Source organism: Nocardiopsis prasina DSM 43845 (genome assembly GCF_000341265.1).
GTDB lineage: Bacteria > Actinomycetota > Actinomycetes > Streptosporangiales > Streptosporangiaceae > Nocardiopsis > Nocardiopsis prasina.
Genome location: NZ_ANAE01000180.1, coordinates 17,745 through 37,906, shown reverse-complemented (window position 1 = coordinate 37,906; position 20,162 = coordinate 17,745). Strand labels below are relative to the sequence as shown.

17 protein-coding genes and 1 pseudogene are annotated in these 20,162 nt (G+C 69.7%); 9 read left to right on the top strand and 9 right to left on the bottom strand.

Annotation, left to right across the window (positions count from 1 at the left end):
* Together D452_RS0121955 and allB are read left to right on the top strand one after the other, a co-directional pair.
* Window positions 1-1,150, top strand: a 1,150-nt coding sequence (locus D452_RS0121955; RefSeq protein WP_017546292.1) for a DUF6986 family protein, incomplete at its 5' end; no start/stop codon positions are given.
* Between the two features lies 1 nt (window position 1,151).
* Window positions 1,152-2,501: an allantoinase AllB gene (gene allB / locus D452_RS0121950; protein ID WP_017546291.1), complete on the top strand. Its 1,350-nt coding sequence runs from the start codon at window positions 1,152-1,154 to the stop codon at window positions 2,499-2,501.
* 582 nt (window positions 2,502-3,083) lie between these two features.
* Here allB and D452_RS0121945 read toward each other — a convergent pair.
* Complete coding sequence (locus D452_RS0121945) at window positions 3,084-3,701, bottom strand: TetR/AcrR family transcriptional regulator (RefSeq protein ID WP_017546290.1); 618 nt, start codon at window positions 3,699-3,701, stop codon at window positions 3,084-3,086.
* A 341-nt stretch (window positions 3,702-4,042) separates the two neighbouring features.
* Between D452_RS0121945 and D452_RS31990 the strand changes: the two genes are divergently transcribed.
* On the top strand, window positions 4,043-4,282 hold the full coding sequence (locus tag D452_RS31990) for an NAD(P)-binding protein (RefSeq protein WP_204366626.1): 240 nt from the start codon (window positions 4,043-4,045) through the stop codon (window positions 4,280-4,282).
* A gap of 176 nt (window positions 4,283-4,458) precedes the next feature.
* On the opposite strand, the gene D452_RS31505 is transcribed toward D452_RS31990, so the two are convergent.
* The gene (locus D452_RS31505; RefSeq protein ID WP_017546289.1) at window positions 4,459-4,731 is read right to left on the bottom strand and encodes a hypothetical protein; all 273 of its coding nucleotides are present in this window, start codon (window positions 4,729-4,731) and stop codon (window positions 4,459-4,461) included.
* A gap of 219 nt (window positions 4,732-4,950) precedes the next feature.
* Here D452_RS31505 and D452_RS28765 point away from each other — a divergent pair, with 219 nt between their 5' ends.
* The 3 genes and pseudogenes from D452_RS28765 to D452_RS29855 form a co-directional block, all read left to right on the top strand.
* The gene (locus D452_RS28765) at window positions 4,951-5,679 is read left to right on the top strand and encodes a hypothetical protein (protein ID WP_152498629.1); all 729 of its coding nucleotides are present in this window, start codon (window positions 4,951-4,953) and stop codon (window positions 5,677-5,679) included.
* 30 nt (window positions 5,680-5,709) lie between these two features.
* Window positions 5,710-7,281 (top strand): alpha/beta hydrolase, encoded by a 1,572-nt coding sequence (locus D452_RS0121930; protein WP_017546287.1) that lies wholly within the window; start codon window positions 5,710-5,712, stop codon window positions 7,279-7,281.
* Between the two features lie 149 nt (window positions 7,282-7,430).
* Window positions 7,431-7,805, top strand: a pseudogene (locus D452_RS29855) (transposase); the annotation flags it as partial.
* Window positions 7,806-7,853: 48 nt separating this feature from the next.
* Here D452_RS29855 and alc read toward each other — a convergent pair.
* The 6 genes from alc to D452_RS0121900 all read right to left on the bottom strand — a co-directional run bounded on the left by alc (window position 7,854) and on the right by D452_RS0121900 (window position 13,886).
* Entirely contained in the window at window positions 7,854-8,993 is a 1,140-nt protein-coding gene (alc, locus tag D452_RS0121925; RefSeq protein ID WP_017546286.1) for an allantoicase, read from the bottom strand.
* Between the two features lie 75 nt (window positions 8,994-9,068).
* Window positions 9,069-10,007 carry a LysR family transcriptional regulator gene (locus D452_RS0121920; protein WP_026129563.1) on the bottom strand — a complete coding sequence of 313 codons (939 nt, stop codon included), beginning with the start codon at window positions 10,005-10,007 and terminating at the stop codon, window positions 9,069-9,071.
* 76 nt (window positions 10,008-10,083) lie between these two features.
* Entirely contained in the window at window positions 10,084-11,577 is a 1,494-nt protein-coding gene (locus D452_RS0121915) for a nucleobase:cation symporter-2 family protein (protein ID WP_026129562.1), read from the bottom strand.
* Between the two features lie 288 nt (window positions 11,578-11,865).
* Window positions 11,866-12,762 (bottom strand): factor-independent urate hydroxylase, encoded by an 897-nt coding sequence (pucL, locus tag D452_RS0121910; protein ID WP_017546282.1) that lies wholly within the window; start codon window positions 12,760-12,762, stop codon window positions 11,866-11,868.
* Between the two features lie 228 nt (window positions 12,763-12,990).
* Window positions 12,991-13,335: a hydroxyisourate hydrolase gene (gene uraH / locus D452_RS0121905; RefSeq protein WP_017546281.1), complete on the bottom strand. Its 345-nt coding sequence runs from the start codon at window positions 13,333-13,335 to the stop codon at window positions 12,991-12,993.
* Complete coding sequence (locus D452_RS0121900; protein WP_017546280.1) at window positions 13,332-13,886, bottom strand: 2-oxo-4-hydroxy-4-carboxy-5-ureidoimidazoline decarboxylase; 555 nt, start codon at window positions 13,884-13,886, stop codon at window positions 13,332-13,334. Before D452_RS0121900 ends, uraH begins: the two co-directional genes overlap by 4 nt.
* Before the next feature lie 419 nt (window positions 13,887-14,305).
* Here D452_RS0121900 and D452_RS0121895 point away from each other — a divergent pair, with 419 nt between their 5' ends.
* The 3 genes from D452_RS0121895 to gcl all read left to right on the top strand — a co-directional run bounded on the left by D452_RS0121895 (window position 14,306) and on the right by gcl (window position 18,027).
* Window positions 14,306-15,103, top strand: a complete 798-nt coding sequence (locus tag D452_RS0121895; protein WP_017546279.1) for a hydroxypyruvate isomerase family protein — start codon at window positions 14,306-14,308, stop codon at window positions 15,101-15,103.
* A 79-nt stretch (window positions 15,104-15,182) separates the two neighbouring features.
* Window positions 15,183-16,073, top strand: a complete 891-nt coding sequence (locus tag D452_RS0121890; protein ID WP_017546278.1) for a 2-hydroxy-3-oxopropionate reductase — start codon at window positions 15,183-15,185, stop codon at window positions 16,071-16,073.
* 238 nt (window positions 16,074-16,311) lie between these two features.
* Window positions 16,312-18,027: a glyoxylate carboligase gene (gene gcl / locus D452_RS0121885; protein WP_026129561.1), complete on the top strand. Its 1,716-nt coding sequence runs from the start codon at window positions 16,312-16,314 to the stop codon at window positions 18,025-18,027.
* Between the two features lie 326 nt (window positions 18,028-18,353).
* On the opposite strand, the gene D452_RS0121880 is transcribed toward gcl, so the two are convergent.
* Window positions 18,354-19,616 (bottom strand): M14 family metallopeptidase, encoded by a 1,263-nt coding sequence (locus D452_RS0121880; RefSeq protein ID WP_017546276.1) that lies wholly within the window; start codon window positions 19,614-19,616, stop codon window positions 18,354-18,356.
* Between the last annotated feature and the right edge of the window lie 546 nt (window positions 19,617-20,162).

Genomic DNA, 20,162 nt, shown 5'->3' with positions numbered 1-20,162 from the left:
CTACTTCCCCGCCGACCGCATCCAGCCCGGCCTCGCCGCCGTCTGGGGCGAGGAGGCGATCGCTTCCCTCGACGAGTACGCGCCCAAGGCCGCCGACCTGGCCGGGATCACCGGGCTGAGCGAGGCCGCCGTGGCGGACGCGATCCCGCTGGTGCGCGCCAAGCTCGCCCGCGAGCCCATCGAGGACCTGCGCGCCGACTTCGAGGACGGCTACGGGTCCCCCGGTGACGAGGCCGAGGACGCCCACGTCCTGGCCACCGCGAACGCGTTCGTCTCGGACCTGAAGCAGGGGACGGCCACCCCCTACTTCGGAATCCGGATGAAGGGCATGGAGGCCGCCGGGCGCCACCGCGGCGTCCGCACGCTCACCCTCTTCCTCCAGACCCTGCTGGAGGGACACGGTTCCCTCCCGGAAAACCTCGTCCTCACCCTGCCCAAGATCACCTCGGTGGAGCAGGTCGAGGCGATGGTGTGGGTCAGTGAGCGCCTTGAGGAGCGCTTCGGCCTGCCCGCCGGACGCCTGCGGTTCGAGCTCCAGATCGAGACCCCCCAGTCCATCCTGCTCACCGACGGCACCGTCGCGGTCTCCCGCATGATCCAGGCGGGCCAGGGCCGGGTCACCGCCCTGCACTACGGCACCTACGACTACAGCGCGGCCTGCGGGATTACCGCCGCCCACCAGAGCCTGGCCCACCCGGCCGCCGACTACGCGAAGGCCGTCATGCAGGTGGCCGCCGCCGGGACCGGCGTGTGGCTCTCCGACGGGGGCAGCAACATCCTGCCCACGGGCAGCCCCGAGGACGTGCGCTCCGCGTGGAACCTGCACGCCGGGCTGGTCCGCCGCTCCCTGGAGCGCGGCTTCTACCAGGGCTGGGACCTGCACCCCCACCAGCTCCCCATCCGCTACCTGGCCACCTACGCCTTCTACCGAGAGGCCTTCGCCCCCGCCGCAGCCCGTCTCAAGGCCTACCTCGGCCAGGCCGGGGGCAACGTGATGGACGAACCGGCCACCGCCCAGGCGCTGGCGTCAGTGCTGGCCAGCGGCCTGCGCTGCGGCGCCCTGGAGGAGTCCGAGGTGGTCACTGCCGCCGGTGCCGACGCCGGTACCATCGTCGCTCTGGCCACCCGCCGTGTCGGACAGGAGCAGTGAGTTGACCGAGCACGCACTCGTAGTACGCGCCCGCCGCGCCCTCACCCCCGAGGGTGAGCGCGCCGTCAGCGTGGTCGTGGACGACGGAAGGATCACCGGGGTCCTCACCGGTGACGCCGCCCCCGTCGACGTCGCCCGCGAGCTGCGCCTGGCCGAGGACGAGATCCTCCTCCCCGGCCTCGTGGACAGCCACGTGCACGTCAACGAGCCCGGCCGCACCGAGTGGGAGGGTTTCGCCAGCGCGACCCGCGCCGCCGCGCTGGGCGGTGTGACCACCCTCGTGGACATGCCGCTCAACAGCGTGCCGCCCACCACCACGCTCGACGGCCTCAAGGCCAAACGAGCCGTGGCCGAGGGCAAGCTCGCCGTGGACGTGGGCTTCTGGGGCGGGGCCGTCCCGGAGAACTCCGGAGCCGACACCACCGGCACCCTCTCCGACCTCTGGTCCGAGGGAGTGTTCGGGTTCAAGGCGTTCCTGTCGCCCTCCGGGGTGGACGAGTTCGGGCACCTGTCCCCGGAGCAGCTGAACACCGCCGCCACGGCCATCAGGGCGTTCGGCGGCAGGCTGATCGTGCACGCGGAGGACCCCAAGGTGCTGGACTCGGCGCCCGCCGCGTCCGGGCGCGACTACGCGGACTTCCTGGCCTCACGCCCTGATGAGGCCGAGAACGCCGCGATCGCCCTGGTGATCGACACGGCCCGCCGAACCGGGGTCCGCGCGCACATCCTGCACCTGTCCAGCGCCTCGGCCCTGCCGCTCATCGCGCAGGCCAAGCAGGAGGGCGTGCCGCTCACAGTGGAGAGCTGCCCGCACTACCTCACGCTGGCAGCCGAGGAGATCCCGGCTGGCGGGACCAGCTACAAGTGCTGCCCGCCGATCCGTGACGGCGCCAACCGCGACCTCCTCTGGCGCGCGCTCCAGGACGGGCTGATCGACTGCGTCGTCAGCGACCACTCGCCGAGCACCCCGGACCTGAAGGACCTGGACACCGGTGACTTCGGCACCGCTTGGGGCGGTGTCGCCGGGCTCCAGGTGGGCCTGTCCGCCATGTGGACCGAGGCCAGAGGCCGCGGCGTCCCGCTCGCCGAGGTGGTCCAGTGGATGTCCGCCAGGCCCGCCAGCGTGGCCGGTGTGACCGGCAAGGGCTCGATCGCCCCGGGTATGGACGCGGACCTGGCGGTCTTCGCCCCCGACGAGCCCTTCCACGTGGAGGCCAGCTCCCTGGCGCACCGCAACCCGGTGAGCGCCTACGACGGCGCCGACCTCCTGGGCCGGGTCCGCCGCACCATCCTGCGCGGCACCGAGGTCACCTCGGACAGCGTGAACGGCCAGATGATCACCCGGAACTGACCCGGTTCCGGTCCCGGGCGCCCCGCCACCAGCGGGGCGCCCGTTCTTGTGAGTGGAGTCGTCAGACAGACCTCAGCCCCAGGGGGGGCGAAACCCACCCACGTGCTGTAGTAACCCGCACAGGACAAACCCCCTGGTGCACAGGGGTGTGGACGTGCACGTGTGTGCTGCCTTGAGTTGTGCGGGGTTCGAAGTTCCGCCATGTGCTGTAGTAACCCGAACAGGACGATCCTCCTGGGGTGCAGGGGGTGTGGACGGGTACCCGTGTGCTGCCACCGGTGGCGGGGCTTCTAGCAAACTCCCTGGGCTTGAGGGGTTCGCGCCCTGTGCATGCTCGACCACCGGTGGCGGGGCTTCGCGTAACCCTTTGGGGCTGAGGGTGCCGCACACCTGCATGTGCTCTGAGGCCTGCGGGCATGTGGAAGGGCGGGCCCGCTGACGCGTGCCCGCCCTGGTCTCTGTGTAGGGGCTGCTGGCTGTGGATCAATTCGCACTTGCTTCCCAGCCTCGGTTCCACTCCCGCCCCGTCGCCTTTCGACGGTCGCGAGTCTCGTGAGCGATCTCCGAGCACGCGTCCACGAATCAGGCCTCTTGATTTTTCGGCAATGGTTCGTAGGCATCGCGGAGGCGGCGGACAGCGGCCTCCGCCACGGCCCGGACATCCGTCGCGTGTAGCGGAGTGGGAGCAAGGGCGGAGCTGAGCGAGAAGCCTTCGACCAGGGTGATGAGCAGAAGCGTCTCGCGGTGCAGCGCCTGTTCGTCGATGGCGCGGTCAGCTAGCGCCGCGCGCAGGAGTGGATCAATCGCGGCTGCTGCCGCGGCGCTCGCGGCGGCGATCTCGGCGCCGATCTCAGCGTCCGCCCGTCCCATGACTCGGTACTCGACGAGGGCGATGTTCTCCTTGCGCTCCTGCTCGCTGGTCGGAGCGGTGAAGGTGATCACGTCCACGATCCGTGTCGTTGGGTCTTCGGACAGGGTTGGAGCGCGTTGTTCTGCGCGTTGGATCAGGACGCGCAGGGTGAAGCGCATGAGTTCGCGGACGTTGTTGCCGAAGTAGTGCCGGATGCTCCCGATGGCCAAGCCGGTGCGCTCGGCGATGCGGGCGAGGGTCACTGACTGGAGGCCGTGCACGGCGATCTCGTCGATCACGGCGTCGGCGATCAGCTCCCGGCGAGTGTCTGGGTCGACTCTTTTTGGCATGCCGCCATCCTACCCACAAATAGCATGGACATGCTAACTTGATGAGCATTCTAATGCCAGAAAAGATCCGGGGGAATGCGCCATCGCTTCGCCCGAGGCCATTGGCGGCAGCCTGCTGGATTTCGAAAGCCCACCCGCCGGGGCTCGAAGAAGCCTCTGATCCCGCACACGGGGCAATGGGGAAGGGATACGCGACTCTGACCGCAGAATCCCCGTTGATGCCAAGGGGGCCCGTACTTACACCGACGCGAGAGACGGCCCGGGAACACTGAATTGCCGCGACGCATGACATTGTCTCCGCAGCCGATGGGTCCGGCGGCCTGCACGGCAGTCATACTGATGTGCTGCTGATCGGCGCGGGGATTTCTGGGATCGGTGCCGCGCACCGGCTGAGGGTTGACTTCCCGAACCTCGGATTCGTGGTCATCGAGGCTCAGGGTGAGCGGGGCGGCACGTGGTGGACACATCGATACGCCGGTGTCCGTTCGGACAGCGACCTGTTCACCTACGGCTACCGACAAACTTTGCCCGGGGTCGGTCATCGCGGGCTGAGGCGAGATCCTCGACCCTCGACTAGGTGATCGCCCAGGACATCCACTACTGCTGCCGAGTCGCGGGACTGGAGCGGTCGTCACACGATGGGCGATGGGTCGCGCAGGTCAACCGCCTTGATACCGGCGAGCAGCTGCAGGTCACTGCGAACTTCCTCTGGCGGGGCGTCGTCGGACGCAGGCGTGCTGGTGCCTCGGGCCGCGGATCATCGTGCTTCTCTTTCGGAGGGCCGCGTGTCAAGGGGGAGCGGATCGCCTCGGTCGCCGCCCGGGACGTCGCCGCGACGTCGGCCGCGATCTCGGGGTCCCGTGCGAGCCATGACGCGGTACTCCACCAGGGTGACGTTCTCCCGGTGCTGCTGTTCGTCGGTCGGCGTGGCGAAGGCGATCAGCTCCACGATCCCGGTCGCGGGGTCGTTGGACGGCTTCGGGTTCCGGTCCTGGACGCGTCGGATGAGGACGCCCAGCGTGAAGCGCATGAGACCTCGCCCAGGGTGTTGCCGAAGTAGTGCCGGATGCTCCCGATTGCCAGCCCGGTCCGGGTGGAGATCCGTGCGAGGGTCACCGAGCGGATCCCGTGGTCGGTGATCTCATTGATCACGGCGTCGGCGACCTGCTCGCGGTGCAGGTCGGGGTCGACTCGTCGGGGCACGGACTCATCATAGACGGGTGTGGCATGCCTGTGCTACTTTATTGGCATGAGCATGCTAGAAAACTCATCGTGGCCCGAAGACGCGGGGCAGAACCGATCCGCCCATCGCCCGGGTGAGGGATCGGACGTGCTCGGAGATCTCGGCCTCGGCGACGACCAGGCAGGGGTCTGGTCGACGGACGAGCCGGCTCCGGGCGCGTCGCTGCCGCCGTTCCCACGGTCGCTCTCGATGGAACGCACCCGCTTCACCGTCGACCTCCCTGATCGCTCGACGGCCACGGTCGACGTCGATCACCTCGCTGGTCGGGCCTCCCTCTACCGGGATGATCGGCATGTCCGGACTTGCGACATGCCGGCCCGGTTCGCGCTTGGACCGGACCACCTTGAGGTCGCGGCGAGCAGGTACGGCATGAAGCGCATCCACCTCGTCCACGCCGACGGTCGCGAGCGACGTCTCGATCCCGCTCCGGGCACGCCCGAACACTGGCGTGCGCAGCTCTCTCGTGAGCATCCTGGGCTCGGGCGCGCCCTAGCCGTCTGCGCGGTCCTCGTGCTCGCGATCAACCTGATCCTGCTCGCCCCGCAGGCGCTCGACCTGCTCACCCACCAGGCGTTCTGGGCCGATCACTTCAGCTCGTTCGACTCACCGGTGTCCCTGCCCGCTTGGGCCAACACCGCGCTCACCCTCGCCACGTGCCTCGCTGGCACCGATAGGGCGCTTACCTTCCGTCATCACCGCCTCCTCGATGTCGAAACCGACGGCATCGCGGACTGACGACCCACCCAGACCATGAAGGAGACACCCATGTCGACCCGACCCCCCACCCAGCGTGGACCACGGTGCTTCACGATCGGGCTCGCCGTTGTGACGCTCCTGCTGCTTGCCGCGTGCACGCCCGGCTCCCCCTCATCGGGCGCCGACCCCGGCCTGGATCCCTACCTGGAGCAGGACGTCGACTGGGGTGGGTGCGAGGAGCGCGCCACCACCGCGGTGGACGCCGAGTTGTTCGCTGACCCTGCGCTGGAGTGTGCCTCGGTCGAGGTCCCGATCGACTACGACGATCCGCAGGCCGAGCGTGCGCAGATCGCGCTGATGCGCCTGCCAACCACCGGCGAGGCAGAGGCCGAGGGCTCCTTGCTGATCAACCCGGGCGGGCCTGGCGGGTCCGGGATGAGCTTCGTCGCGTCCCTCCTGCCCATGTGGCAGGACAATCCCATCGCCGAACGGTTCGACGTCGTCGGCTTCGACCCGCGCGGCGTCGGGGCGTCGACGCCCTCTCTCGGCTGCCATACCGACGAGGAGCGCGACGCGGGCGACGTCCCCGGGTTTGCCGCCGTCTACGACATCACCAGCGCCGAGCAGGCCACCGAGCTCGCACAGCGGTGCATCGACGGCTCCGGCGGCGTCGACAATCTCGTCAACGCTGGGACCACGAACGTCGTGCGGGATGTGGACATCCTGCGCGCGGCGCTCGGCGATGAGCAGCTGACCTACCTCGGCTACAGCTACGGCTCTGAGCTCGGAGCGATGTACGCCGCGACCTATCCCGACAAGGTCCGCGCGATCGTGCTCGACGGAGCCACTTCGCCCGACCTCACAGCGCTCGAGTTCCGACGCACCCAGTTCATCGCCGCTCAGGAGCGCTTCGACGATGTCGCCGCGCTCTGCGCAGAGACGTCGGACTGCGTGCTCGGTCCCGACCCGGCGAAGGCGACCGATCGGCTGCACGAGATCCTAGAACCGGTCGTCGAGAACCCGGTACTCACGTCCGATGGCCGGGAGGTCAGCGTCTGGGACGTCTACCTCGGGCTCACCGTCGGGTTGGCCTCGGAGTCGACGTGGCCCGAGGTCGTCTCCGCTCTGACCGAACTGGACGCTGGCGACGCCGACGAGATACTCGTCCTGCGCGACAGCTACTTCGAGCGCGGTCCGGATGCTGTCTACGCCAGGAACCTCGACACGAACATCGCCGTGCGGTGCATGGACTGGCCTCGGCCGACGTCGCAGGAGCTCACCGAGCACGCCCGTGAGCTCGGTGACGTGGCCCCGATGTACGACCTCGACCTGCTCACGGGAGGGACCTTCCACAGTGAGTGCGAGGCGTGGCCAGCGCCGCCCACGCGCAACGAACCCTGGCTCCCTGCTGACGTTGAGGACCTGCCCGAGACGCTGGTCGTGTCGATCACAGGTGATCCCGCGACGCCGCACGGGGGCGGTGTGGCGATGGCCGAAGCCCTCGGCGCGAACCTGTTGACCGTTGACGGCAAGCAGCACGGCGCCTACCTCCTCGGCGGCAGCAGCTGCGTCGACGAGGTGGTCGAGACCTACCTCCTGGATCTGCAGACCCCGCCCGACGACGCCACGTGCAGTCTCTGAGGTAGTCGGCGCGCGGCCAAGGACGCCGTGGACTGTCAGGGCCGCGCAGTGCGATTGGCGCGACACCCGTCCGTCGTAGCGTGCTGCCCGCGATTGGAACCACGATGGAAGCATCCGCGAGCAGCATGTGGCGGCGCGCCTCACAAACGGTCGCTTCCGAGGGCCAGGCTGCGGACAACCTCCGCTTCATCCCGCTGGTGGCCAAGATCAAGGTGCGCGGTCCGGTGGGCCGCCCCAGGAGCCGACCGATCGTGGTCGCCGCAGACAAGGCGTACTCATCCCGAGTCAACCGCACCCACCTGCGCAGGCGCGGTATCAGGTCGGTGATCCCGGAGAAGGCTGACCAGGCCGCCAACCGTAAGAGGAAGGGGGCGGCCGGGGGCCGCCCCCTCAGCCACGACAGCGAGTTGTACAAGGACCGCAACACCGTGGAGCGGACCATCAACAAGATCAAGGAATGGCGGGGGCTGGCCACCCGGTACTCCAATAGAACCGGCACGAAACACGCGGGGCTCCATCTGCGCGGGCCGTCCTGTGGTTGCGCGGCCCGCCCGCCGCACCATGATCCAAACTCAGAACAGGCCCTGGCTCCGGGTGGCTTCCCAGCGGTCGCGGAGGTCGGCGGAGCCGGTCTCCGTGAGGGAGCCGTACACGTTCAGGCGGGCCATGCCGCCGTCGGGGAACACGTCGGTGCGCACGTGGGTCACGGTGACCGGCGAGTCCAGCACGAAGCGGTGGGCGCTGTCGGGCTGGAGCTTCGTGCGGCCGACGATCTCGAACCACTCGTCCGGGGTGTCCGAGTGCGTGTCGCGGCCCAGGATGGTCACCCAGCCAGCCGAGTTGCCCTTGAGGTAGGCGGTGTCCAGCTCGATGGCGCGGACGGAGGCCTGGGCGGTGAGGCGGAAGCGCACCCAGTCGTTGCCGGTGTCGCGGCGGCGGCGGTTCTCCCAGCCGTCGTCCATCTTGTGCGAGCGGCCCGGCAGGATGATGTTCTCCGGCGAGGAGTAGAAGCGGTCCGAGGCGTCCTCGACCGTGCCACCGTTGACCAGCGCGGCCAGGTCGAAACCGCCCAGCGCCGACAGCCAGGCCGGGTCGGCGACGGGTTCGCCGTACACGCGCAGGCGCGCCACACCGCCGTCGGGGAACTGCTTGAGGCGCAGGTGGGTCCAGCGGCGCTCGACATCGATCCTGAACCCGTTCTCGGCGTGGCCGTGGACGGGTGTGCGCGCGACGAGCTCGGTCCAGTCGGCGGCCAGGAGCTCCTCGGTGGTCGGGGTCCCGTCGACGTGCGTCACCTCGACGCTGATCTCCGTGGGGTGGTTGCCGCGGAAGTGCGCGGTGTCCACCACGACGCCGCGGATCACGCCGGGCAGGGCGAGGCGGACCAGGGCCCAGTCGTGGTCGTCGGCGGTGGGGTGCGGCTGCTCGGCGCTCGCGCCTCGGCGGCGGCGGGTCTCCCACCCGTCCATGACCTTGCCCTTGTGCCCGAAGTGGTGCGGGTCGAACACCGCGGGCTCGGTCCGCAGCATGTTCTCGCGGTGGGCGAAGAACTCGTCGTTGGCGGCGACGACGCCACCACCCAGTCGGCGGTCGGCGAGGTCCACCAACCCGGCGAAGTCCAGTTCGGTCTTCTTGAAGTCGGCGTAGGGGTCGCCGCCGGGGTACGGCTGGGCGTTGTAGGCGCGGGGGTCGAAGGACGGGTCCTTGCTCACGTTTCTCCTGTCGTTCGCTGCTTCATTCCAGAGTCGCAGGAGAGAACGGTTAATTCCAGCGAAAGTTTTTGATCATTATGTTCGCTTTGGCTGAACGTTTGACAGGCGAGCGGCGGCGTCGGCGAGGGCTCTGAGGGCGAGGGCGATCTGCGGGCGCTCACCGGCGCCGGAGCGCACGGCGGTGACCACGTGGCGGCGGGGCTGCTCCGAGTGGGGCACGCGCAGGGTGACCCCGGGGGCGTCACCGGCGGCGGCCAGCCTGGGGATCAGCGCCACCCCCATGCCGGCGGCGACCATGTCGAGGATGGCCCGCCAGTCCGAGGCCACGTGCGCCTGTTCGGGGACGAACCCGGCCTGGGCGCAGGCGGCGAGGGTGATGTCCCGCCAGGGCCCGGCGGCCCCGTAGATCCAGGGCTCCTCGGCGAGTTCCCTCATCCGCAGGGCCGGTGTGGTGGCCAGCCGGTGCTGGGCGGGCAAGGCCACGTCCAGGGGGTCGGTGAGCAGCTCGGTCCGGTCGTAACGGCCGTCGTTGCTGGTGGGAGCCTGCGCGGCCAGGGAGAGACCGATGTCGATCTCCCCGGCGGAGAGGAGGTCGTACACCTCCGCCGCCTCGGCCTGGTGCACCCGCGTGCGCAGCCCCGGGTGGTCGGCGCGCAGCGCGTTGAGCGCCGGGACCACCAGACCGGGGATCGCGGTGGCGAAGGTGCCCACGCGGACCCGCCCGGCCTCGCCCCGGACGAAGCCGTCCAGCTCGGCCTCGGCCCTCTCCAGCTGGGCCAGGACCACGTCGGTGTGCCGCAGCAGCACGTGCGCGGCGTCGGTGAGCCGCACCCGGCGCCCGTGCGCCTCCAGCAGGGCGACGCCCACCTGTTGCGAGAGGGAGGAGAGCTGTTGGGAGACGGCCGAGGGCGTCATGGACAGGGCCTCGGCCGTCTCCCGGACGGTGCCGAGCTCTTCGAGGGTGCGGAGTACGCGCAGCTTGCGCAGGTCCCAGTCGGTCACCCTCACAGGCATACCATTCACCGTCACTTAACAGAAGCGGGGCGGGCGCGTGGTCACGGCGCTCCGCCCCTGGGGGATGGGACCCGGGTCAGGTCCGGTCGGCGTCCGAACTCCGGTAGGTGGCGCCCGCCTGGTCGGTGTACTTGGCCTCACCGGGCCCGGCGCTGCCGATGTCCGCCTGGTCGATGTCGGCGGGGTCCGCGGAGGGGCCCCGACCGATCACGTTGAAGCAGATGTTCAGCAGGATCGAGACGATGGCCGCGCCGATGATGCCCGAGTGCGCGATCAGCTCGACGGACTCGGGCAGGAAAGCGTAGAAGGTCGGGTAGGCCAGCGGGATGACGGCCACGCCGATGGAGGCGGCGACCAGGATGAGGTTGAGGTTGTTGGTGAAGTCCACCTTGGCCAGGGTTTTGATGCCGCTGGCCGCGACGCTGCCGAACAGCACCAGGCCCGCGCCGCCCAGGACCGGGGTGGGGATGGCCGCCATCACCCCGCCGAGCACCGGGAACATGCCCAGGACCAGCAGGATGCCCGCTCCGGTGGCCACCACGAAGCGGCTGCGGATACCGGTGAGGGCGAGCAGGCCGATGTTCTGCGCGAACGAGCTGGTGGGGGTGGCGCTGAAGATCGGGCCGATGATGGACCCGCTCACGTCGGCGCGCAGACCGGCCGAGATGCGCTTGGCGTCCACCTTGGAGCCGGTGATCTCGCCGACCGCGATGATGTGCGAGGCGCCCTCGGTGAGGACCACGAGCATGATGATGCACATGGTGATGATCGCCGCGACCTCGAACTGCGGAGCGCCGAAGTAGAACACCGAGGTCGGGTCGAAGACGACGTCGGCCTCGCCCACCCGGCTGAAGTCGGCCATGCCGAGCGGGACGGCGACGAGCGTGCCCACGACCAGGCCGAGCAGGATGGAAAGGCGTCCCCAGATCCCCGGGAACAGGCGGGAACCGACGAGGATGACGGCCAGGGTGAGCCCGGCCAGGGCGAGGTTGGCGACGGGCGCGGCCGGGACCTCGGCGCCGTCCGCCATGACGCGCACGGAGTCGTCCATGATCCAGCGCGCGGCCACCGGCATCAGGCTGACGCCGATCACCGTGATGATCGTGCCGGTGACGATCGGGGGGAAGAAGCGGATGAGCTGCCCGAAGAAGGGGGTCAGGAGCAGCGCGAACACACCGGCGGCCATGGACGCGCCGAAGGCGACGGGGAGGTTTTCCCCGTCCTGGCCGGCCGCGAGGGCGGTGATCGCGCTGACGGGCACGAAGGAGCAGGCCACCACGATCGGCATCTGCGCGCCGATCCTCTTGTGGCCGACGGTCTGCATGAGGGTGGCGATACCCGCCACCAGGAGCGCGCCGCTGACGAGGATTCCCATGGCGGCGGGGTCGTTCGCGAGCCCAGCGGCGGCGCCGATGACCAGGGCCGGTGCCACCGCACCGGCGTACATGGTGAGGATGTGCTGGAGCCCGTAGACGAGCATGAGCCGCACGGGCAGCTTCTCGTCCTCGGGCCGGGAGGGGGTAGTGGCGGTTGTTGTGGCCGAGTCCTTCGCGGACGGACTGTTCGACATGGCCAGTTTCCAGCCTTTGCGATCGGCGGTCACCGAGAGAGGGGGGTGACCGGGTTCTCCGGGGCGGGTGCCCGGTGGTGTCGCGCCGGCCTTGAACGCCCGGGACAGCTGTTTCCGGGCATGCCGAAGGCCGGTGTGGCCCAACTCGGGTGGGCAGGCGAGGGTGACCTCGGGTGATGGAGGGGTCCGGGGCCCGGCCGCACGCACGGGCCCCGGCGTTCAGAGAGCTCCGAAGAGCACCGGGGCGGGCCGGGGGAGCACCCCCGGGGCCGTCACCGGGAAGGGGGGTTAGATGAAGCCCGGGACGGCCTTCCAGGCGTCGCCCGCGTCGGGGGCGTCGTCCCGCTCGACCGTGGCCTCGATCTTGCCGTAGGGCCGGTCGGCGGCGAAGAAGACCTCGTTGGGGTTGTCCAGGCCGAACGGGGACAGGTCCACCAGGAAGTGGTGGTTGTTCGGCATGGAGAAGCGGATCTCGGCGATCTCGGGGTGGGCTTCGAGGACGGCCGTGCCCATCGCGTACAGCGTCTGCTGGAGGGCGAGGCTGTGCGTCTCCGCGAAGAGCTCAAGGCAGAGGGCACGGACCGACGCGTAGGCCTTGTCGAAGTCGTGGTCGGTGCCGACGTAGCGCCAGCGGGCGGTGACGTCCGTGGCCAGGATGCGGTCGTTGGTCTCGGGCAGCGTCGTGTACCGGGTCCTGGGGTACCCGTGGAACTCCGAGCCGGTGGACTTGAGCACGGTCAGGCCCTCGAAGCCGGAGACCACCCACTCCTTGTCGCCGTCCTTGTTGACGACGGTGGTGCGGGTCTCGGCGCCCCTGCGGGAGAACGCGTGGTCGTGCGGGCCCTTCGAGGTGGCGATCCGGTCCCAGGAGTACTCGTCGATCTCCTGGCGGGCGCCGTACACGTACTCGTGCTCGTCCACGAAGTGGCGGGCCAGACGCAGGGCGAAGTCCTCGATCGCACCGACGCCGCCCCACTCGCGGGCCTTGGCGTAGACGGTGTTCTTCTGTGTGTCCGTCGGCAGACACTTGGCGTTGTCGCCGACGGTGTGGACCTCCTCCAGGTCGCCGCGGAGCTGGGAGGTGACGTTGATGTCCTTGATCTGGTGGACGTCGGTGTCGCGCTGGACGTGGACGAGGCGGACCTCCGCCTTGCCGTACTGGTTGTCTCCGAGTCTGATGCCCATCAGGGGAACTCCATCCGTGTGGATTCGGTTTCATCGCTCGCGCCGCGCGTGCTGCCACGCGTCGGTGCGCTGTGCGTATGAGGGAGGACCGCTGTGGTCATGCGGAAGGACCTGTCACGCACTCGAAGAGGTGAGGGTGCTACGTGGTGGGTGCCGCCAGGCGGGCTCCTTCGTTCGTGGGCGGGGACCGTGGTGGGGAAGGTGTGCTCGCGGTCGGGCGCGCCCGACCTACGAGCCGCGGTAGGTCGAGTAGGCGAACGGGCTCAGGAGGAGCGGCACGTGGTAGTGCTGGTCCTCCTCCGCGAGGTCGAACACGATGGTGACCTCGGGGTAGAAGCCCCTCTGTCCCGTCGCCGCGAAGTAGGCCCCGGTGTCGAAGACGACCCGGTAGTAGCCGGCGGAGAGCTGGTCGGGTCCGAGGTCGGGCACACGGCCGTCGTCGTTGGTGCGGCCCTCCGCGACGGTGGTCCACGAGGTGCGACCGGGGTCGGCGGCGGCCTCCAGGCGGACCGGGACGTCGCGGGCTGGCGCGCCCAGGGCGGCGTCCAGGATGTGGGTGGTCACGTGGCTCATGCTGCCTCCAGGAGTTTGACCAGGCGGAGTCCGGAGATCCTGCGGAGCTCCTCACCGACCACGGTCAGCTCGGTCTCGGGGTCGTTGTCCAGTCGGCCGACCAGGTCCGCGAGGAGTTCGCGGCTGCTGCGGCCGCTGGCGCAGACAAGGTAGATCTGTCCGAACCTTCCCTCGTACTCACCCTGGGCGAACGTGAAGATCCGCTGGACCCTCGCGGAGGCGTCGTCGGTGTCGGCGGCGAACGCCGACTGTTCCCCGCGTGACCAGGCGGACTCGGTGTCCTTCCCCTTGGCCTTCTCCCCGATGCGGGGGTGGCGGGCCAGGGCGGTGGCGACCTCGGCAGGAGTGATTCCGCGCGCGTGGGTGTCGGCCACGGAGAGCAGGTTCCGGCGGTCGGCGTAGGGCGCTTCGGAGGCCACGGCCTCGACCCAGCGGTCCACGTTCAGGCACTGCGCGAGTTCGGTGCGCAGCTCCTGCCGGGACAGGGCGTTCAGACGCGCCAGACCCGGCTCGGGGGCGTCCCCCGACTGGTCCGGGGTGGTCTCGGGCATGTGTTCTCCCGTGGCTCGGCCGGCACTCGGCCCCCGCGCCGTGTGGGGCGCTGGATCGTCGTACCGGCCTGGGCTTTCGTAGTGCAGATACCTGATTCCGTATTACGGATTGCAGGGACTCTAGTTGATGGCAGTGTGACCTTGTCAACACTCGCAAGGGGAGAAATCGGAAAAACAGACGAATCTGTGGCCTCCCGCGAAGAAAGCGTGACGTTCCTGCTCGCTCCTGAGTCCTCCGGGGCGGGTGGGGGTGTGGCCTCGGGGTTTGTCGGGCGCGTTCGCGGGGGCTCGGGTGGTGAGGGCTCGAAGGTCGGCTCGCCGGGTGGTTGACAAGTGGCGGTGGTCCGGCCCACACTCAGATCATTCCTTAAAGTGAAAACTACTTTCCGCAATATGGAAGTGGATGCCGGAGGCAACGCATGAGCCACACACTCGGGTACACGGTGAACTGCTCCCTGCTGTTCACCGAGCTCCCCGTCAACGAGCGCCCCCGGGCCGCACGGGACGCGGGCTTCCACGCCGTCGAGTTCTGGTGGCCCTTCGAGAGCGCCACCCCGGCGCAGGCGGAGATCGACGCCTTCGTCGCCGCCCTCGACGACGCGGACGTGCGCCTCAGCGGCCTCAACTTCTTCGCCGGACAGCTCCCCGGCCCCGACCGCGGCGTCCTGTCGCACCCCTCCCGCGCCGACGAGTTCCTCGCCAACGCCGAGGTGGTCGCCCAGATCGCCGAGCGCACCGGAACCACCGGCTTCAACGCCCTCTACGGCCTGCGGCAGGACGGCGTGGACCCGGCCGAGCAGGACCGCCTCGCCGTGCGCAACGCGGTGGCCGCAGCCGACGCGGTGGCCAAGGTCGGCGGCACCGTCCTCGTCGAGCCCATCAGCGGCTCCGAGGACTACCCGCTCAAGACCGCCTCCGAGGGCCTCGCCTTCGTCGCCAGGGTCAGGGAGGCCGGGGCCGAGAACGTCGCCCTCCTCGCGGACTTCTTCCACCTGGCCGTCAACGGCGAGGACGTCGCCGCCGTCGTCCGCGACCACGCGGCCGAGTTCGGCCACATCCAGATCGCCGACGCCCCGGGACGCGGCGAGCCCGGCACCGGCGACCTGCCCATCGACGAACTCCTCTCCGCCGCCCAGGCGGGCGGATACCGGGGCCTGGTCGGCCTGGAGTACAAGCCGACCGTCCCCAGCGCCGAGAGCTTCGGCTGGCGCGACTGACCCACGGGTCACCGCGGCCAGCAGGGTCGCACCAGCCACCGCACAACCAGCCACACCCACAGCCTGAAAGGGGGCCGACATGGCCGCCAGGAAGATCGCCTTCATCGGCCTGGGCATCATGGGGCTTCCCATGGCCGTCAACCTCGTCCGCGCCGGACACACCGTCACCGGCCACAACCGCAGCAGCGCGAGGGTGGACGCTCTGGTCGCCGAGGGCGGCCTGCGCGGCGGAAGCGTCGCCGAGGCCGTCTCCGACGCCGACGTCGTCATCACGATGGTCCCGGACTCCCCGGACGTCGACCAGGTCCTGCGCGGCGAGGGCGGCGTCTACGACAACGCCAAGCCCGGCACCCTGGTCATCGACATGAGCACCATCCGCCCCGACGTCGCCCGAGAGGTCGCCGCGGCCGGGGCCGAGCGCGGCCTGCGTGTCCTGGACGCGCCGGTCAGCGGCGGCGAGGCCGGAGCCGTCGAGGCCAAGCTGTCCATCATGGTCGGCGGGGCCCCCGAGGACTTCGAGGCGGCGCGCCCCGTCTTCGACGTCCTGGGCACCACGCCGGTCCTGGTCGGTCCCAGCGGGTCCGGCCAGACCGTCAAGGCCGCCAACCAGCTCATCGTGGCGGGCAACATCCAGCTCCTCGCCGAGGCCCTGGTCTTCCTGGAGGCCCACGGCGTGGACACCGAATCCGGCCTGGAGGTCCTGGGCGGCGGGCTCGCCGGCAGCACCGTGCTCCAGCGCAAGGGCGCGGCCATGCGCGAGCGCGACTTCGCTCCCGGATTCCGGATCGCCCTGCACGACAAGGACATGCGCATCATCACCGACTCCGCGAGCGCCGCCGGTGTGGCGATCCCGCTGGGCTCGCAGGTGGCGCAGTACGTGGCCGCGCTCAAGAACCAGGGCCACGGCGGCCTCGACCACTCGGCCCTGCTCAAGATCGTCGAGCAGCTCTCCGGCCGCGAGGGCGAGTAGGGGCCCCGGCCCACGGCCCGGCCCACCGGCCGCGGTCGCACCAGCAGTACCCCTGGCACAGAGAATCCGTATGAACGGAGCGGCGCGCGGCCCCCGGGTGTTGGCCCACCCGGGAGGCAGGCGGCGGCGTCGCCCCACCCCTGGCACTCACCCCTGGCACTCACCCCTGGCGGCCGGGGCGTCCACCGAAGGGCGTCCCCGGCACTCCAGCCACCCCAGCACTGAAGGGTTCGCTCCCATGGCGAAAATGCCCGCGATGAACGCCGTCGTGGAGGTTCTCAAGGACGAGGGCGTCGACACCGCCTTCGGCTGCCCCGGCGCGGCCATCCTCCCCCTCTACAAGGCGATGGAGGAGGTGGGCGGCATCGAGCACCTGACCGTCCGCCACGAGGAGGGCGCCACCCACATGGCCGACGGCTGGTCGCGCACGACCGGCGGGGTCGGCGTGGCCATCGGCACCTCCGGTCCCGCCGGGACCAACATGATCACCGGCCTGTACACCGCCATCGCGGACTCGGTCCCGATCGTGTGCATCACCGGTCAGCAGCGCACCGACCTGCTGGACAAGGAGGGCTTCCAGGCGGTCGACATCGTCGAGATCGCCAAGCCCGTCACCAAGTGGGCCGTCCAGATCAAGGAGGCGGCCACCGCCCCGTGGATCTTCCGCGAGGCCTTCCGGATCGCCCAGGAGGGCCGCCCCGGCCCCGTGCTGGTCGACATCCCGGTGGACGTCGCCCAGCAACTCATCGAGTACGACCCCGAGCTGGACGCCGCTCTCAAGATCAACACGGTCGAGCCGCACCTGCCCCGCGTCGAGCGCGCCCTGGACCTGCTGCTGGAGGCCGAGCGCCCGCTCATCCTCGCCGGTGGCGGCGTGATCCTGGCGGAGGCCTCCGACGACCTGCGCGCACTGGCCGAGCACCTCCAGGTCCCGGTCCAGGTCACCCTCATGGGCAAGGGCTCCTTCGACGAGGACTCGCCCCTGTACTCCGGCATGACCGGCGTGCAGACCTCCCAGCGCTACGGCAACGCCTCCTTCCTGGAGTCGGACCTGGTCCTGGCCGTGGGCGCGCGCTTCGCCGACCGCCACACCGGCCAGATCGACGTCTACCGGGGCGAGCGCAGGTTCATCCACGTGGACATCGAGGCGACCCAGATCGGCCGGGTCTTCGAGCCCGACCTCGGCGTGGTCTCCGACGCCGGACTGTTCCTCCAGGAACTGCTGGCCGCCGCCAAGCGCCGCGACGCCAAGGCGAGGGTGGGTGCGTGGATCGAGCGGATCAACGAACTCAAGTCGACCCTGACCCGCCGCGAGGACTTCGACACCGTCCCCGTGAAGGCGCCCCGCGTCTACAAGGAGATCAACGAGGTCTTCGACGAGGACACCTACTTCGTCACCGCCATCGGCCTCTACCAGATCTGGGGCGGCCAGCACCAGAAGGCCTACAAGCCGCGCCACTACCAGATCTGCGGCCAGGCGGGCCCGCTCGGCTGGGAGATCCCCGCGGCCATCGGCGTCAAGAAGGCCCTCAAGAACACCGAGCCGGACGCCGAGGTGGTCGGCATCGTCGGTGACTACGGCTTCCAGTACATGGTCGAGGAGCTCGCGGTCGCGGCGCAGTACAACGTGCCGTACGTGATCATCATGCTCAACAACGAGTACCTGGGCCTGATCCGCCAGGCGTCGATCCCGTTCGACATGAACTACCAGGTGGACATCCACTACGACGAGTACGGCACCGACAGCGTCAAGCTGATGGAGGCCTATGGCTGCTCCGGCCGCCGCGTCTGGGAGCCGGGGGAGATCCGTGAGTCCCTGGAGTGGGCCCGCAAGCAGGCCCAGTCCACCTCCCGGCCGGTGCTCGTGGAGATCATGATCGAGCGCGAGGCCAACACCCCGCACGGTCCCGCGATCAACGCCGTCAAGGAGTTCGAGCCGCTGCCCGGCGAGTAGCTCCGAGGCCCGGGCGCCCCGGCGCCCGGAGCCCACAGACCGCCACGGGGTCGGACCTGCACCCCGACCCCGTGGCACGGGCCTCCTCCGCGACCGGCAGGAGGGGGCCCGCACCAGCCCCGGGGGTGGTGACGTTCTTCGCTGGCTCAGCGCCACCCCCGGTTTCCTCGCGTCCGGGCTCCGGGAGGACCCCTCCGAGCCCCGGGCGGTGGAGCGTCCTGACGGGCGCTCCCCATGAACGACGAAACCCCCTCACACGTGCGGACCTTATCTCGGCACGTGCAAGGGGGCGTTCCGTCGGGCCTACGCGGGTGTGACCCTGTGGGTCAGGAGCAGTAGGCCTCCTCCTCACCGATGATGCGGTACGGACAGTCCGCGTAGTCGAGCAGACGCAGCACGGCCTCCTCGTTGCGGGCGGTCTCGCGTTCGATCACCGACGAGGGCGGGTAGAAGCCGCCGTCCCTGGCCGACTTCGGGTACATCTCATAGGTGTAGTTGACGATCCCCTGGTCGGCCCAGAGCCAGTCGTTGATGGAGCCGTCCGTGACGTAGAGGTCGCTGGACTGCTGGGGCGTGTAGCCGTTGGCCTCGGCCATGTACTCGCCCAGGGCGCGGTGGGTGTCGTACTCCTCGCGGCTCATGCCGTCGGTGACCTCGTCGTAGGTGTACCCGTACGGCCACAGGATGAGCTCGCTGTAGGTGTGGAAGTCGATGGCGCTGGTGATCTGCTGTTCGCCGTCCACCACGCGGCTCCGGACGAAGTCGGCGACGGCCCGGACCTCGGGGGCCGACTCGGCGGAGTCGCCCCGGTAGGTGATGCTGCTCGGGTCGCCGGAGGAGCCGTTGCAGCATCCCCAGTTGTGGGCCCAGTTGCGGTTCAGGTCGGTGCCGATCGACGACGAACCCTCGTTGGGCTGACGGTTCTTGCGCCAGTCCCGCCAGGTGTCGCCCGCCATGTCGTACTCGCTGCCGTCCGGGTTGACGTTCGGCAGGATCCAGATCTCCCGGCTGTCCACCAGCCCGGTGACGCGCTCGTCCTCGCCGTAGCCGTCCGTGAACAGGCGCATCAGGTGGATCGCCATCTCCACGGTCAGGTGCTCGCGGGCGTGCTGGGAGTGGGTGAACAGCACCTCGGGCTGGTCCTCGTCCACGGACACGTTGTCGCTGATCTTCACCGCGACGAGGTCCTGGCCCTCGTGGGACTGTCCGTACACCTCCTTGGCGGCGATGTCGGGGTTGGCCGCGACCAGCTCGTCGATGATCTCCAGCAGCTCCGGGTAGGTCGTGTAGCCCGGATCGGGGTTGGCGAAGGTCTCGGGGAGAGCGTAGGGCTCGGCTGAGTAGCCGAGGTCGTCCAGTTCGGCCATGTCGTGCACCGAACCGGTGACCAGGACGGAGTCCTCGCCCACGTGGTCGATGGCCACTCCGGACGCGGCGATCCGCGAGCGCTCCTCGGCGGTGCTCACGCCGGTGATCTCGTACAGGTCGTAGGAGGGTTCGGCGGTCGCGCCGCCGGGGGCGAGCAGGCCGAGAAGGAGGGCGCTCGCTGCCACCGGGACCAGGGTTCTTCGGATGGGGGTGAGGGACACGATGCCTCCGTTGAGCGGGGGTGAGGCTTCGGATATGTGGCGATATTGGAGATCGGGGGGCCGTGAACTGTCAATGTGGGTGGCTTCGAGGCGCAGGGGTGTCCCATTGTCTGGTTTGGCGCCCTTGCCACGTGAAGCCCGCTTTTGCTGTCACCGGGCCCTCGCTCTCCGTGTCCGGATGTGGCCACGACGGAACTCCGTTCCCCAAGCGGTGAGGGAGGGGGAGAAGTGAACATGATCGCGTCCCGTGGCGGATGGTGCCACGGGACGCGCTGTGGTGCGAGTGGTGTGAGGAGACAGGTGTGACCCGAGGGTGAGGAGGAGGGGCGGTAGGGCCGTGCCCCGGGGCGGAGCCGCCGGTGGTGGCGGAGATGGTGTCCGCGGCTCTGGTGCGCCGCACACGTCGGTGTGTGTCGCCACGGACGGCCCAGGCGGGTCGCCCTCGGGTGTCCGGATCCAGGGTGGCGCGGTCTCGGTCTCGGGGTGTTCCTCCCCCCGGTCCGGTCGAAGCCGCCCCTGAATCGCTCCGTCACCTCCGTGGTGAAG

Bases quoted from the DNA above. Each gene is read 5' to 3' on its own strand.
- D452_RS0121890 (WP_017546278.1), top strand. From the start codon at position 15,183: ATGGCCGCCAGGAAGATCGCCTTCATCGGCCTGGGCATCATGGGGCTT.
- D452_RS31505 (WP_017546289.1), bottom strand. From the start codon at position 4,731: ATGCGCTTCACGCTGGGCGTCCTCATCCGACGCGTCCAGGACCGGAAC.
- D452_RS0121900 (WP_017546280.1), bottom strand. From the start codon at position 13,886: ATGCCCGAGACCACCCCGGACCAGTCGGGGGACGCCCCCGAGCCGGGT.
- D452_RS0121915 (WP_026129562.1), bottom strand. From the start codon at position 11,577: ATGTCGAACAGTCCGTCCGCGAAGGACTCGGCCACAACAACCGCCACT.
- uraH (WP_017546281.1), bottom strand. From the start codon at position 13,335: ATGAGCCACGTGACCACCCACATCCTGGACGCCGCCCTGGGCGCGCCA.
- D452_RS0121895 (WP_017546279.1), top strand. From the start codon at position 14,306: ATGAGCCACACACTCGGGTACACGGTGAACTGCTCCCTGCTGTTCACC.
- pucL (WP_017546282.1), bottom strand. From the start codon at position 12,762: ATGGGCATCAGACTCGGAGACAACCAGTACGGCAAGGCGGAGGTCCGC.
- D452_RS0121945 (WP_017546290.1), bottom strand. From the start codon at position 3,701: ATGCCAAAAAGAGTCGACCCAGACACTCGCCGGGAGCTGATCGCCGAC.
- D452_RS28765 (WP_152498629.1), top strand. From the start codon at position 4,951: ATGAGCATGCTAGAAAACTCATCGTGGCCCGAAGACGCGGGGCAGAAC.
- D452_RS0121920 (WP_026129563.1), bottom strand. From the start codon at position 10,007: ATGCCTGTGAGGGTGACCGACTGGGACCTGCGCAAGCTGCGCGTACTC.
- D452_RS0121930 (WP_017546287.1), top strand. From the start codon at position 5,710: ATGTCGACCCGACCCCCCACCCAGCGTGGACCACGGTGCTTCACGATC.
- gcl (WP_026129561.1), top strand. From the start codon at position 16,312: ATGGCGAAAATGCCCGCGATGAACGCCGTCGTGGAGGTTCTCAAGGAC.